The organism is Streptomyces sp. NBC_00887 (assembly GCF_045207585.1).
This window is the reverse complement of the sequence record NZ_CP108788.1, coordinates 8113611-8127303: the sequence shown is the minus strand read 5'-3', so window position 1 is coordinate 8127303 and position 13693 is coordinate 8113611. Positions and strand designations below refer to the sequence as shown.

The following is a 13693-nucleotide window of genomic DNA, read 5'->3' as shown; positions in this document are numbered from 1 at the left end:
AGCGCTTACCGCATGCCGTTCGGTGTGCCGAACGGATCGGTGCGCGGAATTCTCTTCGCCCGGTTTCAGCCCGCGTACGGGTCGGGCACTTCTCCCTGCCTCGCCAGGAACGCGAAGTCGCATCCGGTGTCGGCCTGGGTGATCTGGTCCTGGTAGAGCGCCCCGTAGCCGCGGCCGTACCGGGCGGGCGGCGGTGTCCACCGGGCCCTGCGCAGCTCCAGCTCCTCGTCGGGAACATCGAGATGGAGCCGGCGCGCCTCGACGTCCAGGGTGATCAGGTCACCGGTGCGCACCAGGGCGAGCGGCCCGCCGACGAACGACTCGGGCGCGATGTGCAGCACGCACGCCCCGTAACTGGTGCCGCTCATCCGGGCGTCGGAGATCCGCACCATGTCCCGTACGCCCTGCTTCAGCAGGTAGTCCGGGATCGGCAGCATGCCGTACTCGGGCATGCCGGGACCGCCCTTGGGTCCGGCGTTGCGCAGCACCAGGACGTGGTCCGCGGTGAGGGCCAGGGCCGGGTCGTTGATGGTGCGCTGCATCTCCTTGTAGTCGTCGAAGACGACCGCGGGGCCGGTGTGGCGCAGCAGGTGGGGCTCGGCGGCGATGTGCTTGATGACCGCGCCGTCGGGGCAGAGGTTGCCGCGCAGCACCGCCACGCCGCCCTCCTCGGCCAGGGGGTTGTCCCGCTCCCGGATGACGTCGGCGTTGTGCACCAGCGCCCCGTCGAGCTGTTCGCGCAGCGTGGTGTGCGAGACGGTGGGACGGTCCAGATGCAGTACGTCGGTGAGCCGGGCCAGGAATCCTGGCAGCCCGCCGGCGAAGTGGAAGTCCTCCATCAGGTACTTGCCGCCGGGGCGGAGGTTGGCGAGGACCGGGACGGTCCGGGCGATGCGGTCGAAGTCGTCCAGGGTGAGCTTCACCCCGGACCGCCCCGCCATCGCGGTGAGGTGGATGACGGCGTTGGTGGAGCCGCCGAGCGCGAGAACGGTGGCTACGGCGTCCTCGTACGCGTCGGCGGTGAGGATCTTCGACAACGTGAGCTGCTGCCACACCAGTTCGACGATCCGGAGCCCGGACTGCGCGGCCATCCGGTCGTGACCGGAGTCGACGGCCGGGATGGACGAGGCGCCCGGCACCGTGACGCCCAGCGCCTCGGCGGCGGCCGTCAGGGTCGAGGCGGTTCCCATCGTCATGCAGTGGCCGGGCGATCGCGCGAGCCCGTTCTCCAGCTCGGCCATCTCGCAGTCACCGATGAGCCCGGCCCGCTTGTCGTCCCAGTACTTCCACATGTCCGTACCGGAGCCGAGCACTTCGTTGCGCCAGTGGCCCGGCAGCATCGGCCCGGCGGGCACGAACACGGTCGGCAGGTCGACGGAGGCCGCGCCCATGAGGAGGGCGGGCGTCGACTTGTCGCAGCCGCCCAGCAGCACGGCGCCGTCGACGGGGTAGGAGCGCAGGAGCTCCTCCGTCTCCATCGCCAGCATGTTGCGGTAGAGCATCGGGGTCGGCTTCTGGAAGGTCTCCGAGAGTGTGGAGACCGGGAACTCGAGCGGGAAGCCGCCCGCCTGCCAGACGCCCCGCTTGACCGCCTGTGCGCGGTCGCGCAGATGGACGTGACAGGGGTTGATGTCGGACCAGGTGTTGAGGATCGCGATGACCGGCTTGCCCAGGTGCTCCTCGGGGAGGTAGCCGAGCTGGCGGGTGCGGGCGCGGTGGCTGAACGAGCGGAGCCCGTCCGTTCCGTACCACTGGTGGCTGCGCAGTTCCTCGGGAGTGATGCGCGTGCCTTCGGTACCCGTCATATGGACCACCCTGCGACCAGGTCGGCGACCTCGGCGCGCTGCGCCTCGGGCAGGACCCTGCTCGGTGCGCGGACGTCGCGGCGGCAGAGCCCGAGTGCGGCCAGGGCCTCCTTGACGACGGTCACGTTGTTGGCGGACTGCCGGTCGGCGCGCAGGTCCTCGAAGCGGCGGATCTGCTCCCAGACCTTCATCGCCGCCGCGTAGTCACCGGCCCGCAGTGCCCCCAGCATGGCCAGCGAGACACCGGGGGCGACATTGACCAGGCCGGAGGTGAATCCGGTGGCGCCGGTGGCGAAGTAGGAGGGTGCGTACAGCTCGGCGAGTCCCGCGACCCAGACGAAGCGTTCCAGGCCGGCGTCCCGGGCGAAGGCGCCGAAGCGGGCGGCGTCCGGGACGGCGTACTTCACGCCGATGACGTTGGGGCAGGTGTCCGCGAGTTCGGCGAGGCGCTCGCCGGCGAGGAGCGGGTTGCGGATGTACGGGACGACACCGAGCTCCGGGACCGCCTGGGCGATGGCCCGGTGGTAGTCGATCCAGCCTTCCTGCGAGATGTAGGGGTGCACGGGCTGGTGCACCATCACCATCTCCGCGCCGGCGTCCCGGGCGTGCTCGGCGGCGGCCACGGCGGTCGGTACGTCGTGTCCGACGCCCACGAGGACGGTGGCACGGCCGCCCGCCTCTTCGATGGTGAGCTCGGTGACGGTGCGCCGCTCGTCGGGGGTCAGCGCGTAGAACTCCCCGGTGTTGCCGTTCGGGGTGACGATGCGGACGCCGCCGTCGAGGAGCCGTCGCAGCAGGGCACGGTGCGCCGTCGTGTCGATGCTCCCGTCCTCGGCGAACGGGGTCACCGGGATCGCCACAACGTCTGCGAGGGCCGCCTTCAGCGGGGTGAGGTCCATGCGGACTGGCCTTTCGTCGAGGTGCTGGTGATTGAGCTCCAGCTGGTTGTTCACGCCGCGTCACCCCCGTCTTCGTCGTCGGGGAAGGCGCGGCGCACGAACGACGCGATGTGGTCGTGCAGAGCCCCGGCCGCCGCCGCCGCGTCGTCCGCGAGCGCGAGCCGCAGGATCTCCCGGTGCTCGGCCGCCTCCCGCTCCCACGACGGGATGGCCGACCAGGCCACGGTCGACACGAGGGCGGCCTGGTCGCGGATCTCGTCCAGCATCCGGGAGAGCAGCGGGTTGCCGCAGGGCAGGTAGAGGGCGCGGTGGAAGTCCCGGTTCGCGAGCGACCTGTCGGCCTTGTCGACCGCCGAGTCGGAGCGCTCCAGGGCTTCCTGCGCCGCGTCGAGCGAGGCCTTGCGGGTGATGGAGCGGCGCAGCGCTTCGGGCTCCAGGAGCAGGCGAACGTCGTACACCTCCCGCGCCATGGTCGCGTCGACGAGTCGCACGGTGGCGCCCTTGTACTGGCTCATGACCACGAGTCCCGTACCGGCGAGCGTCTTCAGCGCCTCACGTACAGGAGTCTTCGACACCCCGAACTGCGCGGCGAGCTCGGTCTCGACGAGCGCCTGCCCCGGTCTCAGCTGCGCGGTCAGGATGGCGTGCTTGATCGCCTCCAGCACGTACTGGGTCCGGGAGGGGATCGGGGTGGGAGCAAAGGTCATGAGTGAAGGGCTCTCGCATCTCGCGTATCGCGTCTCATATATGACGTACGAAGTACGACGCGATGAAGTTAGAGCGGTCGTGAATGTTTCGTCAACGCTTCTGACAGAAGATGTTTCAACGCATCTCTAGGGCTTCTGCCCGATGTCCGGAGGCGCCCTCAGTCGCCGGCATGGCCCCGTTGGCGTGGCCAGGAGGCGAGTGCGCAGGTCACGGTGGTGCGAGGGCGGGCGGCGCCGTGGGCGGAGTGGTATGCGATCGGACGGCCCTGCTCGTTCTGACGGGGTGCTCGTCCCCGGATTCGGTACGTCGGCGATGTGGCTCACCGCCGGGATCCGGGTCAGGCCGCTCACCGGTTCGGACAGCCTGGTGGTCCTGACCGTGTTCGCGAGGTGGGCACCGGTGCTCGCCGGCCCCGCCCTCGGCGCGCTCGCCGATCCGCTGCCCCGCAAACAGCTGGTGATCTGGGGTGAATCTGTCCATGGCGGGGCTGATGACCTCGCTGCTCATGGTCGATCCGGCCGGCCGGGTCCGGGTGCTCTTCGCCGTTCTGTTCGCCTACGGGGTGAGTGGCGTCCTGCTGGACGCGGCCGGCCGAGGCGGCGCTGGTCGCCCGGACGGTCGACGCGCGGCTGCTGGGTGACTTCAACGGGCTGCGGACCATGGCGAACGAGGGCATGGAACTGCTTGCGCCGCCGGCGGGCGCGGGGCTGTTGGCGCGGTACGGCGGCGGGCCGGCGGCACTCCTGGACGCGGTGACGTTCGCCCTGGCCACGCTGGTGTTCGCGCCGTTGCGGGTGAGGGGGCCCGACAGGGCGGGGCGGGTGTCGCGGCGGCGGGCGCACGGCTGCTGCGCGGCTCGCGGGTGCTGCGGCCACTGGTGTGCGCCGAGGCGCTGACGATGCCGTTGGCCGGGCTCAACGGCGCTGCGGTGTACGCCGTCGTCGACGACGTCCTGGGCCGGTCCCCCGCCTACGCAGGGGTGCTGCACGCGGCCCGGGGCGCCGGTTCGGTGGCGGCCGGGCTGCTGGCCGGGCCACTGCTCCGGCGCATGCCCGAGCGTGTCTTCGCGGCGGCGGGGACCGCTGTGTTCGCGGTGGCCGTGGGGGCGCGGGCACCGCCCTGCGAGCCCGTGGCCCTGGAGGCGAGCGCGGCCATCGGTCCGGGTCTGCCGTGTGTGCTGATCGCCACGGTGACGGCCGTGCAGCGGGAGACCCCGGACGCGGTGCTCGGCCGCACGCCGGCGGCGGCCGACTCGCTGATGACGGTGCCGCACGCGGTGGCCCCGGCGCTCGGGGCGGGGCTGGTCGCGGTGGTGGACGTCACCGTGCTGCTGCCGCTGACCGCGGTGGCCGGACTGGCCACCGCGGCATGGCTGGGCACGGGCCGGCGGATGGGGTCTCCCCTGCTCGAACGAAGTCGAGAGCTTGGGGACGGCTGACGGGCGCCCTCACCGGCCCGCCTCCTTCATCGACCGACGCGTGAGAGTGCGTCGGCGACGGCCTCGAGGTCCGGCCCGGAGGCCAGTCCGGCGTGGTACAGGCGCAGTTCGGTGGCGCCGAGCGAGAGCGCGTGCGCCGCGTCCCGCTCCAGCGTTCCGGGGCTGCCGCCCATGCCGGTGACCACACCGAAGTTGGCGGCCCGCACTCCGGACAGCCCGGCGAACGGGCCGAGCACCGCCTCGCGCGCCGCGTCGCCGCCGGTGCAGGGCAGCACCACTCCGTCCGCGGTGGACAGGATGTGGGCGGCGTCGACTCCGACGTTGGCGCCCGTGCGGTACGGGGCGGGGTCGGCGTGCAGCAGGACCTGGAAGTCCCGGCCCTCCGCCGCCTGCCGCACCGCGGCGACGGCCGACTCCTGGAGCGTCCTGGCCACCTGGCCGCGCCATCGCAGGGTGGCATCGGCGAGGCCGGCCCCCAGCAGCTTCTCGACGCCGGACCAGCCGGTCTCCCCGGAACCGGATCCGGCCCAGACCGGCTCCAGGGCACGGCGTACCGCCGCACCCAGCTCGTCCGGGTCCAGACCGTGCCCGCCGTACCCGTCCCGGCACGCGGCGCAGAAGCAGAGCGACATCAGGTACTGCGCCGCGTCCCCGAGGCCCACACCCGCGATCTTGTCGTGGGCGTGCAGATGGGCGAAGCCGTACCAGCCGCAGGACTCCAGCTCGGTGCCGTGCGCCCCGGGGCGCACGGCCGCCTCCGCCGCCAGGTCCACCAGATAGGTGTGGACGGCGGGCTGCGCGATGCACGGTGCCCAGGGGTAGCGGTCGCCGTAGGCGTTGACCACGGAGGTGTCCGGATGCTCGGCGCCCAGGCGGGAGTTGTGCGCGAGGACGACCCAGGAGTTCACCTGGAGACCGGCCTCGGTCAGGGCCTCGGCCGCCTCGGCGTACGGGTCCTCGCCCGCCACCCAGGCTTGCCCGAACGGCCGCAGCTCGCGTCCCGCCCAGCGCGCCGGGTCCGGCGGGTAGAGGACCGCGGCGTGCTCGGCCGTGACGATCCGGCTGTTCGGGTGACGCGGGGTCAGGGCCCGGGTCGAGTGGTACGCGGAGGCGAGCGTCACCTGCTGGACACCGAGGTCCGCGACGCGCGTGGCGGCGTCCGGGTCCCCGACGACGTCCCACGGATAGAGGAAGGCGGAGGTCTTCACCCGCGCTCCTCCTGCCCGGCCCCGTGCTTCTCCAGCAGGGCACGGCCGTTCGCGATGATCACGGTCAGTTCCTCGACGTGCTCGGCGGGCGGTTCGGTGAGCGGGGTGCGCACCTCGCCGACCTCCAGGCCCTCGAGCCGGACGCCCGCCTTCACCAGGGACACCGCGTAACCGCGCCCCTTGGCGCGCAGTTCGACGAGCGGCCGGTAGAAGTGGTCGAGCAGCGCGTTCACCAGGTCGTCGTCGCCGGACTCCATCGCCCGGTAGAAGGCGAGGGCGATGTCGGGTGCGAAGGCGAACACCGCGGAGGAGTAGAGGGTGACGCCGATGCCGCGGTAGGCGAGCCCGGTGAGCTCGGCGGTGGGCAGGCCGTTGAAGTACAGGAAGTCCTGGCCGGGCAGGCCGGTGCGTACGGCGCTGACGATGCGCTGCATCAGGTCGAGGTCGCCCAAGCCGTCCTTGAGGCCGATGATCCCGGGTGTCCGCGCGAGGGCGAGGACGGTCTCCGGGGTGAAGACGGCGTTGTCGCGCTGGTAGACGATCGTCTCCAGGCCGGTGGCCGCGGCGAGCGCGGTGTAGTGGCCCAGCAGGCCTTCCTGGCCGGCGACGACGAGGTACGGGGGCATGGCGAGGAGTCCGTCCGCTCCCGCGTCATCGGCGAGCTTCGCGTACTGGATCGCGAGCGCCGTGCCGTAGCCGGCGCCCGCGACGACGGGCACCTGCCCGGCGGTCTCCTCGACGGCCGCGGCCACGACGATCCGGAACTCCTCCGGCGTCAGCGCGTGGAACTCGCCGGTGCCGCAGCAGGCGAAGACCGCTGCGGCGCCGGCATCGATGCCGGCGCGCACATGCGCACGGAAGGCGTCGAGGTCCACGGTGCCGTCCGGCCCGTAGGCGGTGACGGGGAAGAAGAGCGGCCCGGCGACATCGGTGAGTCGGGCGGCAAGGGGGGCTGAGGTCACGGGCGCTCCCTGAGCAGATTCAGGCGTGCACAATTCTGATCGGTGTCCATATTTCTGAACGCCGCCACGCTAAGGCAGCCGCGCGGGGCAGGTCAAGACGAAAACGCCCAACCTGGAGGCAGAGCAGCTCACTCCGGGTCACACTTGACGTGATCCGCCAGGACTTCTTAGCTTGTCCATGCATGTGAATGTCGTCCATGGATTTGACGCACCGTGCTGATGTGTCATGCCTGCGTGCCGCGCGTACCTTGCTGTCCGTACGCACCACCGCAACGCACGGCACGTCCGCGTACGCCGCGCCCCCGTCCTGTGCCCGCACCGAGGAGATTTCCGTATGCCCGCTCCCCGCACCGTCCTGCTCACCGGCGCCGCCGGCGGCCTCGGCACCCTGATGCGGGGACTGCTGCCCGCGTACGGCTATGAGCTGCGCCTCTTCGACGTCGTCCCCATCGAGGGAGAACCCGACGCGATCACCGCCGACCTCGGTGACAAGGAGGCCCTGAGGGAAGCCGTACGGGGCGTCGACGCGATCATCCATCTCGCGGGCATCTCCCTGGAAGCGTCGTTCGACAAGATCCTGCGCTCCAACATCGAGGGCACCTACAACCTGTACGAGGCCGCACGCGAGGAGGGCGTCGGGCGCATCGTGTTCGCCTCCTCCAACCATGCCGTCGGCTACACCCCGCGCCCCCTGCCCGGCGATCCGCTGATCCCGATCGACACCGCGCACCGCCCCGACACCTTCTACGGTCTGTCGAAGTCCTTCGGCGAGGACCTCGCGCAGCTCTACTGGGACAAGTACGGCGTCGAGACCGTCTCGGTGCGCATCGGCTCCTGCTTCATGGAGCCGACATCGGTCCGGATGCTGTCGGTCTGGATGAGCCCCGGCGACGGTGCGCGCCTCTTCCACGCCGCGCTCACCGCCGAGGACGTGCGCCACACGGTGATCTACGGCTCCTCCGACAACACCCGCCTGTGGTGGGACCTGACGACGGCCAGGTCCCTCGGGTACGAGCCGCAGGACGACTCCGAGCAGTACGCCGACAAACTCGTCGCCGAGCACGGGGAACTGGATCCGGAGAACCCGGACCACGCCCACATCGGCGGTCATTTCGTCACGGACCCGCCGATGTGGCCGTACTAGACCCGGCCCGGCTCCGTCGGCGGGGCCCGGGAAAATAGCGCGACGGCGCACCCGGGGCGCGGGCAGCATGGGGCGCATGCCGAAACCTTCCGGATTCCTGTACGAGCAGCATGCCGACGCGAGCGTCACGATCACCCATCACGGCCGCCCTGCGGGGACCCTGCGTGGCGGCCGTGCGGAGAAGTTCCTCGCCGAGGTGACGTCCGGCGACGCCCAGCTGGTCATGGCGCGCTGGACGGGCGCGTACAAGCACGGCAACGAACGCATGGCGCGCAACCACCCCCGGAACCGGCCCGTGGGCGGGCGCTGAGCCGTACGGAGCACGTACCCGAAGGTAAGGGAACGGCAAAGCGGGGTCATTCGTTAGCCCGAGCATGACCGCAATGACCCCCGGCTCGAACATCCCTCTCTCCGCCGTCCGCGTGGCGGTGGACGTCGCCGCCCCGGTGCGGCTCGACGTCTCGGGCCTGCTGCTCACCGCCGACGGCAAGGTCCGCTCCGACGACGACTTCATCTTCTACAACCAGCCCTCCGGCCCCGGCGTGACGTACCGCTCGGGCGGCGGCTCCGCGCCCGACGCGATCGTCGTGGACACCTCCGCGGTCCCGCCGGGCATCGAGAAGATCGTCGTCACCGCGAGCCCCGACGCCGCGGGCCAGACCTTCCAGGGGGTCGAGCCGACCGCGACGGTGCGCAACGCGGACGACGGCAGCGCGCTCGCCACCTTCACCCCGCCCCAGCTGGGCGCGGAGACGGCGCTGGTGGTCATCGAGATCTATCTGCGCAACGGCGCCTGGAAGGCACGCGCCGTCGGCCAGGGCTACACGAACGGCCTGGCCGGCATCGCCACGGACTTCGGCGTGTCGGTGGAGGAGCCGGCAGCGCCCGCCGCACCGGTCGCGCCCCCCTCACCGGCGCAACCGCGGAACGTTCAGCCTGCTCCGCCCGCTCCCCCGGTGCACACCCCCGTGGACCCGCGGATCGCTCCGCCCGCCCCGCCGGCCCCGCCGGCCGCCGCACCGGCTCCCGCCGCCTCCGGCAAGATCAACCTCGACAAGGGCCGGATCAGCCTCCAGAAGAACCAGACAGTATCCCTGGTCAAGGGCGGCAAGCCGCTGCTGTCCCAGGTCAAGATGGGCCTCGGCTGGGAGCCCGCGTTCCGTGGCAAGGACATCGACCTCGACGCCTCGGTGATCGCTTTCGGCCCCAACCGCAACCACCTGGAGAGCTGCTACTTCGGCAAGCTCTCCATCCTCAACGGCGCGATCCAGCACTCCGGCGACAACCTCACGGGTGAGGGCGCGGGTGACGACGAGGTGATCGTCGTGGACCTCGGGCGGATCCCCGCCGACGCGACCGGTCTGGTCTTCACGGTCAACTCGTTCACGGGCCAGAAGTTCACCGAGGTCGCCAAGGCCTACTGCCGGCTGATCGACGCGGCGACCGGCGAGGAGCTGGTCCGCTTCGACCTGACGGGTGCGGAGCCGCAGACCGGCGTGATGATGGCCAAGCTGATCAAGCAGTTCACCGGCGAGTGGGAGATGACCGGCATGGGCGAGTTCGTGAAGTCGCGGACCGTTCGCGGCATGGTGAAGCCCGCCGCGAAGGCGCTGTAGGCCGCAGCCGCCCGCGTACCCCTGGAACGGCTTCCGGGGCACCCGACGGATTTCTCCTCAGGTGCCCCGGATCCGGAGAGTATCCGGTCGGACGCTGTAGGTGCTCGTCCTCCTTCTCAGAGCTTGGTCAGCTTGGAGTACGGGCTCAGGATCCTCCCCTGTCGCCCCGAGAAGTCGATGAGCACTGCGTCGTTGTCGCCCTCGACAGCAAGGACTCGGCCGAGTCCGAACTGGTCATGCGACACCCTGTCGCCCACATCGAAGCATTCGACCGGTGGGGCCGCCTGGGCCGGGCGGTTGAAGGGACTGGAAGGCAGGTGACGCCGGGATCCGGCTGACTGTTTCATTACGTTGAGTATGCGCCTTGGGAGCGCCCGACGCCATGCCCGACCACTCCCGGGGCCGCAGTAGTGCCGGATTCGTAATCAGCCGTTCCAGGGCCAGTCGGCGCTCCTGCCCGCTTCCAGCAGGGGCACCATGCGGAATGCCGCGTCGGAAAGACCCCCGAAGGTGTGGCGGTTATCGCTCCCCGAAGGGCCGTGCCCGATCCGGTACCCGGCGAGGTTCCAGGTGTAGACCGGAACGGTCGGCGGGATCCCCTCGGCGACGTCCCCGTAGTACGTGAACGAGGCCTGCTCATCGGTGACGATCAGCACCCTGTCGTGCTTCCTGTAGTGCCTGCGCACGGCCTCCACGGTGTTGGTTCCGCCCAGGCTGTGGAAGCGCTCCAGGATCTTCAGGACCGACTCGCCGCTGCGGTGGCGCACCGGCGCGCTGCTCGTGCCGAACTCCACCAGGTCGGCATCTGCGGCCCGCAGCGCGAGCGCCGCACCGAAGACGGCCGCGGCGTCGGCCCGGTTCAGCTGCGAGCGGTCCGAGAGCCGCGCCCACATGGAACCGGAACGGTCGACGAGGATCAGGGTGCGGCCGGGCAGTGCCGGAATGTTCGCCAGCGAGTGCCCGAGCGCCTGCTCCAGCGGGTAGGCCCAGCGCAGCGAGGGCGCGTGCTGGTAGGCCGCGAGGTAGCGGAAGGGGAACTGCCGGGAGGCCTTGACCGCCACCGGGTCGGAGATCCTCGCTGCCACCTCGGCCGCGACCGCGTCGGAGACCCCGGCCTCGTCGAAGTTGCGGAGGTTGCGTACGAGCGCCATCGCCCCCATGGAGGGAATGACCGCTTCCCAGACCGCGGCGTCCATCGGACCCTGCAGCCAGCCCGCGAGTGCCTCCCAGGTCATGCCTGCGGCGGCCAGCCGGTCCGCTCCACCGGGTCCTGTGACGACGGCGCGACGCTCGGCGACCGGCAGGTCCATCAGCGCCCGGTGGGCGGTCAGGGTCCGGTTCGAGACGGGCGGCACGGCGTCCTCGGGGTGGTGCCTGCGGTCCAGCGCGTACCGGAACAGCTCGCCCTGCCAGGCCTTGGCCGGGTCGGGCGCGGCGTGCACCAGGTTGAGGATGTCGCCGAAGCGGTACCCCTTGGACGCGGTGTCGTACTTCAGCAGCGCCTTGCCGTTGTAGAGCCGGCGTACGGCGTCGGCGATGCCGCGCTTGACGGGCTTGGGCACGGCACGGCCGTACTGGGAGGTCCAGTAGCCGAGCAGCTCACCGGGCTCGTCCGCACGCAGCAGCACCGAGTCCACGACCTGCCGGTTGGACGGGCCGTCCACGGTGCCCGCGTCGAGCCGGGCCTTCACGTACTCGGCGGCGCCGACGATCGACGCCGTACGCATCCCGCCCTCGCGGCGCAGCCAGTGCAGCAGCCCCGCGGTCCACTGCGGGTCCTCGACGGCGAGCTCCCGCACCAGCGCCGCGAACCGGCTGTCGCGCTCGTCGCCTCCCTCGTGGAAGGTCTGCTGCGACACGAAGTTCGCGACCGCGAGGAGGAAGAGCTCGGAGCGGCTGTCCCGGACATGTCCGACGGCGCCCTGGTGGTTGCGCGCGGTGCGCCCGGTGGACTTCACGGGCGAGGTGACGCGGGGCCTGCTGAGACGGGTATTGAAGCGTGCCATGTGAATTCCCCCCGAATTCGTGGGAGAAGGCACAGCGAATGGGGTGCCCGAGATCAGGAGTCGGCGACGGGCTCATGTCTGATGCTCTGTCCGATTGAGCTACCGGCCGTGGCCGGACGGGATTCGAACCCGCAACCTTCGGATCCGGGAAGTATCCGTTGCCTGCGCACCGGGCACCCCGACGCTTGTGCCTCCCGAGGTCAGGACGGCTGCGGCGTGATTTCTGGAAAGGAAGTAGCCGCTGCCTTCGCACCGGGAGGTGCATGGCCCTGACTCTAGGAGAACAACTGCGCGGCACGCGAGGGAATTTCCCTCGCGTGCCGCGCACCGGGCGGATGTCAGTGCCGGTTCGGCTGGCGCTTCCACGGGCCCGTGATGGCGAGCATGATTCCGGGCGACTGGATATTGGCGAACAGTGTCCTGCCGTCCGGCGAGAAGGTGACACCGGTGAATTCGCTGTACGAGGGGTCGTCCTCGGTGCCCGCGTTCAGGTCGTTGCGTGCGATCGCGTACGTACGACCGCTGTCCGTGGCACCGAAGAGGTGCTGGATGCCTTCGCCGTCCTCGGAGATGACCAGACCGCCGTACGGGGACACGGTGATGTTGTCCGGGCCGTCGAGGGCGCCGTCCTTGGACGGGTCGGGGTTGACGCCGAGGAGCACCTTCAGGGTGAGCGTGCGGCGCTTGGGGTCGTAGAACCAGACCTGGCCGTCGTGCTGGGCGGGGCTCTCGCTCCGGGCGAACGAGGAGACGAGGTAGGCACCGCCGTCTCCCCACCACATGCCCTCGAGCTTGCGGGCGCGGGTGACCTGGGTGGCGTCGAACTGCTTGCGCACGGGGACGGTCCTCGCGTCACGGTCGGGTACGTCGACCCAGTCCACGCCGTAGACCGTGCCGATCTTCGTGGCCCGGGCCAGGTCGTCGACGAACGCGCCGTTCTTGTCGAAGCACTTGGTGGCCTGCAGGACACCCGCGTCGTCGGCGAGGGTACGCAGCTTGCCGCGGCCGTGCTCGAAGCCGTGCGGCGGGACCCAGCGGTAGAGCAGGCCGTTGGGGCCCGACGCGTCCTCCGTCAGATAGGCGTGGCCCCGCTTGGGGTCGATGACGACGGCCTCGTGGGCGTACCGGCCGAACGCCTTGATCGGGCGCGGGTCGCGGTTGGCGCGCCTGTCGTAGGGGTCGACCTCGAAGACGTAGCCGTGGTCCTTGAGCAGACCGTTCTTGCCGGCCTTGTCCTCGGTCTCCTCACAGGTGAGCCAGGTGCCCCAGGAGGTGCTGCCGCCCGCGCAGTTGGTCGACGTGCCGGCGATGCCGACCCACTCGGCGGTGCGTCCGTCGCGGCGGGTCTCCACGACGGTGCAGCCACCGGCCGCGACCGGGTCGTAGACGTAGCCCTCGATGAGCGGGACGGGGTGCTCCCAGCCGGCCCTGGTACCGCTCAGCTCATGGTTGTTGACGAGGAGGGTGACACCGCGCGGGCCCTCGAAGGCAGCGGTGCCGTCGTGGTTGGAGGGGGTGGACTCGCCGGTCTCCAGCTTGGTGACACCGCTGTGCGTGACGATGCGGTACGAGAATCCGGCGGGCAGCGCGAGGATGCCCTTCGGGTCGGGGAGCAGTGGGCCGTAGCCCAGCTCCTTGCTGTGTCCGTGCCCGTGGTCGTGGTCGTCGTGGTCGTTCCCGTGTCCGTGCCGTGCGTCCTCGGCGGCCAGGGCACCCGGTGCGGTGGCCAGCGCGCCGACGGTGCCGGTGAGAGCGATACCGGCACCGGTGAGGGCGGACTGTCTGGTGAATTCCCTGCGAGTGAACGACATCACGGACTCCTGGTGCGACGTGGCCGGGTGGTTGGCGCGATCACACTCCCGCCCTCGCACCAACACCAGTTGAACGCCGCACGACTTCGAGCGGGC

11 protein-coding genes and 1 pseudogene are annotated in these 13693 nt (G+C 70.8%); 4 read left to right on the top strand and 8 right to left on the bottom strand.

The window, feature by feature from the left end; translation table 11 throughout:
- Positions 1 to 65: 65 nt before the first annotated feature.
- The 3 genes from araD to OG844_RS36995 are packed head-to-tail and all read right to left on the bottom strand — an operon-like array spanning position 66 to position 3411.
- Positions 66 to 1805, bottom strand: coding sequence for an L-arabinonate dehydratase (gene araD / locus OG844_RS37005; protein WP_406389263.1), 1740 nt, complete (start codon positions 1803 to 1805; stop codon positions 66 to 68).
- A complete protein-coding gene (locus tag OG844_RS37000) occupies positions 1802 to 2704 on the bottom strand; it encodes a dihydrodipicolinate synthase family protein (protein WP_406396051.1) in 903 nt (300 codons plus the stop codon). Before OG844_RS37000 ends, araD begins: the two co-directional genes overlap by 4 nt.
- A gap of 50 nt (positions 2705 to 2754) precedes the next feature.
- Positions 2755 to 3411 carry a GntR family transcriptional regulator gene (locus OG844_RS36995; RefSeq protein WP_383183942.1) on the bottom strand — a complete coding sequence of 219 codons (657 nt, stop codon included), beginning with the start codon at positions 3409 to 3411 and terminating at the stop codon, positions 2755 to 2757.
- Between the two features lie 170 nt (positions 3412 to 3581).
- Between OG844_RS36995 and OG844_RS36990 the strand changes: the two are divergent.
- Positions 3582 to 4850, top strand: a pseudogene (locus OG844_RS36990) (MFS transporter).
- A 26-nt stretch (positions 4851 to 4876) separates the two neighbouring features.
- Here the strand turns inward: OG844_RS36990 and OG844_RS36985 are convergent.
- Together OG844_RS36985 and OG844_RS36980 are read right to left on the bottom strand one after the other, a co-directional pair.
- On the bottom strand, positions 4877 to 6058 hold the full coding sequence (locus OG844_RS36985; RefSeq protein ID WP_406389265.1) for a hypothetical protein: 1182 nt from the start codon (positions 6056 to 6058) through the stop codon (positions 4877 to 4879).
- On the bottom strand, positions 6055 to 7020 hold the full coding sequence (locus OG844_RS36980; RefSeq protein WP_406389266.1) for a 5-dehydro-4-deoxyglucarate dehydratase: 966 nt from the start codon (positions 7018 to 7020) through the stop codon (positions 6055 to 6057). Before OG844_RS36980 ends, OG844_RS36985 begins: the two co-directional genes overlap by 4 nt.
- A 334-nt stretch (positions 7021 to 7354) precedes the next feature.
- On the opposite strand from OG844_RS36980, the gene OG844_RS36975 reads away from it, so the two are divergent.
- The 3 genes from OG844_RS36975 to OG844_RS36965 all read left to right on the top strand — a co-directional run bounded on the left by OG844_RS36975 (position 7355) and on the right by OG844_RS36965 (position 9780).
- Positions 7355 to 8164 (top strand): NAD-dependent epimerase/dehydratase family protein, encoded by an 810-nt coding sequence (locus OG844_RS36975; RefSeq protein WP_406389268.1) that lies wholly within the window; start codon positions 7355 to 7357, stop codon positions 8162 to 8164.
- A gap of 76 nt (positions 8165 to 8240) precedes the next feature.
- On the top strand, positions 8241 to 8474 hold the full coding sequence (locus OG844_RS36970; RefSeq protein ID WP_351174211.1) for a hypothetical protein: 234 nt from the start codon (positions 8241 to 8243) through the stop codon (positions 8472 to 8474).
- 64 nt (positions 8475 to 8538) lie between these two features.
- Positions 8539 to 9780, top strand: coding sequence for a TerD family protein (locus OG844_RS36965; protein WP_406389270.1), 1242 nt, complete (start codon positions 8539 to 8541; stop codon positions 9778 to 9780).
- A gap of 116 nt (positions 9781 to 9896) precedes the next feature.
- Here the strand turns inward: OG844_RS36965 and OG844_RS36960 are convergent, their stop codons facing one another.
- The 3 genes from OG844_RS36960 to OG844_RS36950 all read right to left on the bottom strand — a co-directional run bounded on the left by OG844_RS36960 (position 9897) and on the right by OG844_RS36950 (position 13597).
- Entirely contained in the window at positions 9897 to 10127 is a 231-nt protein-coding gene (locus OG844_RS36960) for a hypothetical protein (protein WP_014156926.1), read from the bottom strand.
- Positions 10128 to 10205: 78 nt separating this feature from the next.
- A complete protein-coding gene (locus OG844_RS36955) occupies positions 10206 to 11786 on the bottom strand; it encodes a TROVE domain-containing protein (RefSeq protein WP_406389271.1) in 1581 nt (526 codons plus the stop codon).
- A gap of 338 nt (positions 11787 to 12124) precedes the next feature.
- The gene (locus tag OG844_RS36950) at positions 12125 to 13597 is read right to left on the bottom strand and encodes an alkaline phosphatase PhoX (protein WP_406389272.1); all 1473 of its coding nucleotides are present in this window, start codon (positions 13595 to 13597) and stop codon (positions 12125 to 12127) included.
- Positions 13598 to 13693: the final 96 nt, after the last annotated feature.